General features: G+C 70.2%; 1 protein-coding gene. It reads left to right on the top strand.

The window, feature by feature from the left end; translation table 11 throughout:
- On the top strand, positions 1 to 1,802 hold a 1,802-nt coding region (locus QZY44_RS24315; RefSeq protein WP_295454197.1), incomplete at its 5' end, for an SUMF1/EgtB/PvdO family nonheme iron enzyme.
- Positions 1,803 to 2,102 lie beyond the last annotated feature (300 nt).

The following is a 2,102-nucleotide window of genomic DNA, read 5'->3' as shown; positions in this document are numbered from 1 at the left end:
TGCAATATGAGACCCTGCCGGCCGCGACCGGTGGCCCCTGTCCCCGGGCGGATGAGGCCGGACGGCTGGTGCAGGGCGGGGTCGGCTGGTACGACGCCCTGGGCTATGCCGCGCGCTGGTCGCGCTGGCTGGCGCAGCACGCGGGGGCGCTGCCCGATTGTGCGCCTGAGGCCCCGCTGTGCGTCCCCCGCGGCGCGGGCCAGTCCCCGCTGATCCGGTTGCCCACCGAGGCGGAGTGGGAATATGTGGCCCGCGGCGGTCTGGCGGTGACCCCGGGTGAGTTTGGTGAGCCGCTCTATCCCATGGCGGATGGCCTGGAGCACCACACCTGGTATGAGCGCAACAGCGACCAGCAACTCAAGCCCATCGGCCAGCGCGCGGCCAACCCACTGGGTCTCCACGACCTCTATGGCAATGTCGAAGAGCTGACGCTCGACCTCTACCGCAGCCCGCTCTATCCGGGGCAGACCGGGGCGGCGGTGATCCGCGGCGGCAGCGTCCATACCGGCCGGGGCGGGATCGACGCGGCCGAGCGCAACGAGACCCCGCTCTATGGGCAGGGCGGTGCCAACCGCGCACCCGACAACGGCCTGCGCTTGATCGTGGACGCGGCGGCGGCCCCGGGCGCCGCCCCGACCAGGGCCGCCCCGTTGCCGGCGGTGGCCGGTATCGGCGGTCAGCTCCAGGTTAATGTAGACACCCGGGCGCGGGTGAGCATCGATGACAGCCTGGTCGGCCGGGCCGCCCCCGGCGAGCCGTTGGAGCTGCGGGGGCTCCCGGTCGGTGAGCACCGGGTGGAGGTCAGCGCGGCGGGATATCAGACGCTGAACGCGCGCCACGCCGTGACCGCCGGGCAATGGACCCAGGTCGTGGTCCTGATGCAGCCGTCGCCCGCGCCGGGGACCCCGGCGGTGGCGGACGCCCAGCCGTCCTGGACCAGCACCCGCCTGGGGCTGCCGGCGATCCTTCTGGCGTTGGTGCTCGGGGGCCTGGGGTTGTTCGTGATCCGGGCGGCACTGGCCAGACGCCGGGCGACCCCGGACCTCGCCCCGCTGCCGTCGCTCCCGCCCGCGATGATTGCCTTGCCTGGCGGGGCGTTCCGGATGGGCTCGCGGCCGGACGAACCGGAGTGCGGCCCGGATGAAGGCCCGCGGCACATGGTGCATATCGCCCCCTTTGCCATCGGCAAGACCGCGGTGACCTTTGCGCAATATGACGCCTTCTGTGCGGCGACGCAGCGGCCAAAAAGGCCGAGCGACCAGGGTTGGGGGCGGCGCGAGCGCCCCGTCATCGACGTGAGTTGGGACGACGCGCTCGCCTATGCGGCCTGGCTGTCGCAAGAGACCGGGGAGTCGTATCGGCTGCCGAGCGAGGCGGAGTGGGAATACGCGGCACGGGCGGGGACCAAGACGGCGTTCTGGACCGGCGCCTGCATCGACACCGACCGGGCGAACTACGATGGGAATCAGGATTACCACGGCTGTGGTGCCAAGACCGGGTTGTATCGCAAGCAGACCGTCCCGGCGGGGAGTCTACCGGCGAACCCCTGGGGCCTGCACGAGGTACACGGAAATGTGCGCGAATGGGTGCAGGACTGCTATCACGACAGCTATGTGGGCGCCCCAACGGACGGGAGTGCCTGGGAGCTTGGCGGCAGCACCGCGCGGGTGGCGCGCGGTGGTTCCTGGAGTTGCCAACCCAGTCGCGTGCGCGCCGCCTGCCGCCTCGCGCTCCAGCCGGGAAATCGCGGCGGCCGCCTCGGTTTTCGGCTTGCCAAGGACCTGCCGGCGAGTTCGGAGTGATGATCGAACAACCCCTACTCTCCTTCCCCCCTCGTGGGGGAGGGTTGGGGTGGGGGCAGAGCGGTTGTGTGGCCTTGGTCATAGTCCCGGCCTCTGCGCTAATACCTTATTCCGCTTAATCTTGCGCCTGCTCAAGCCCCGCAGGGGCGCGACATACCAGCCCAGGGCAACGCCCTGGGTATAACGGATAACAGACCCCAGCCCTGAAAGGGCGTGACATAACGAGCCCCACCGTTATGTCACGCCCTTTCAGGGCTGGGCCGAATAAACAACGCTAACCCAGGGCGTTGCCCTGGGCTG

It is taken from the genome of uncultured Thiodictyon sp. (assembly GCA_903837595.1).
GTDB lineage: Bacteria > Pseudomonadota > Gammaproteobacteria > Chromatiales > Chromatiaceae > Thiodictyon.
This window is presented reverse-complemented; position numbering and strand designations above follow the sequence as displayed.